Source organism: Bifidobacterium sp. LH_449, assembly GCF_056356755.1.
This window is the reverse complement of the sequence record NZ_JBKEUV010000018.1, coordinates 1-1,476: the sequence shown is the minus strand read 5'-3', so window position 1 is coordinate 1,476 and position 1,476 is coordinate 1. Positions and strand designations below refer to the sequence as shown.

Sequence of the window (1,476 nt, the reverse complement as noted above, 5' to 3'; positions counted from 1 at the left end):
ACTGCGCCCCAAAAGTTGGACGATATTTATCATGATAGCGTCCTAGACCGTCAGGGTCATATTCCGGTACTCGACCGGGGTATGGCCCTGAAGCCTTTTCTGACGCCGCCGGTTGTTCCAATGGGCTATATAGGCCGCGAGCTCGCGCTTGAGCTGGCGGAACGTCATGATCCGCCCCCGCCACAGCTCGTCCTCGAGATGGCCGAACAGGCCCTCGGTGGGCGCGTTGTCGAGGCAGTTGCCCTTGCGGCTCATGGATTGGACGACGCCCATGCGGGCGAGCCGCCGGCGCCACCACGCGTGCCGGTACTGCCAGCCCATGTCGGAGTGCAGCACGGGCGCGCATCCCTCCGGCATGGCTCGGGCGAGCCGCGAAAGCAGCCGTTTCTGCCGCGCGAGATCGGGATGCCGTGAAAGGTCCCAGGCGACGATCTCGCAGGTGTGCATGTCGTAGACGGGCGCCAGATACGCCTTGCCGACGTCCAGGCGGAACTCGGTGACGTCGGTGCCGAGCTTCTGCCACGCGCCCGTGGCCGCGAAGTCGCGGGCGAGCACGTTGGGCACCTTCAGGCCGGCGTCGCCCCGGTACGAGGAGTACCGGCGCCACGGGTTCGGGCGCCTGATCGCGCAGCGCAGCCCCAGCCGGCGCATCACCCTGAGCACGCTCTTGGCCGAGATCGTCATGCCGAACTCATGCCGCAGGGCCATGTGCACCTGCCGGTGGCCGCATCCGTTGGGCGTCCGGGCGAACACCTCGCGCACCAGGCGCTCCGCGTCAGGCCTGGTCACGTGCGCCTCGTGGCTCATGTGGTAATGGTAGGTGGACCTGGACAGACCGGCGGCCTCGAGCAGGTCGTCCAGACGGTGGCCTCGCCCCGCCAGCAGTGAGACGGTCAGCGCGGCACGGCGCCGTCCGCCGCCTCCTCGGCCAGCAGGGCACGGTATTTTTCCAGGTACGCGACCCTGGCGCGCAGCCGTTGGTTCTCGCGTTCGAGCTCCTGCTCGCGCGTCGGCTCCGGTTTCGGTTTGCTGCGCGCGCCCTTCGGGCGTCCCCTGGGTTTCGGTCGCAGCGCCTCGGGGCCGTCCTCGCGGTACGCGTGGCACCATTTGCCCAGCAGCTCCACGGTGGAGATCCCGTAGCGGCGCGCGGTCTCGGGGGCGCTGACGCCCTCGTCGACGTGGGCGCGCGCCGCCGCCAGCTTCGTCTCGTAGTCATATGTCCTGTTGCCCTCGCGCCTGCACATGAGCCCGTCCTCCCCGCCGATGGAAAACCTATGGACCCATTTTCTCGCGGTATGCGCCGAAACGCCGAGCGCGGTGGCGATTCGGTCCGCGCCCCAGCCCTTGCGCAGCAGACCGGCGACGCGTCGCATGTACCGGTCGCTGTAACGTCTTCTTCCGTCCTGTGACATGAGAAACCGTACCTCCAAAAATCAGATCAGAATATTTCCAATCCAACTTTTGGGGTGCAGTTCA

At 67.1% G+C, this 1,476-nt stretch carries 2 protein-coding genes; both read right to left on the bottom strand.

What is annotated here, in order from left to right; genetic code table 11:
- Positions 1 to 42 precede the first annotated feature (42 nt).
- Positions 43 to 897 (bottom strand): IS3 family transposase, encoded by an 855-nt coding sequence (locus tag AC1AX7_RS09375; protein ID WP_476509816.1) that lies wholly within the window; start codon positions 895 to 897, stop codon positions 43 to 45.
- On the bottom strand, positions 894 to 1,412 hold the full coding sequence (locus AC1AX7_RS09370) for a helix-turn-helix domain-containing protein (RefSeq protein WP_476509815.1): 519 nt from the start codon (positions 1,410 to 1,412) through the stop codon (positions 894 to 896). The genes AC1AX7_RS09375 and AC1AX7_RS09370 overlap by 4 nt, the downstream gene beginning before the upstream one ends.
- Positions 1,413 to 1,476 lie beyond the last annotated feature (64 nt).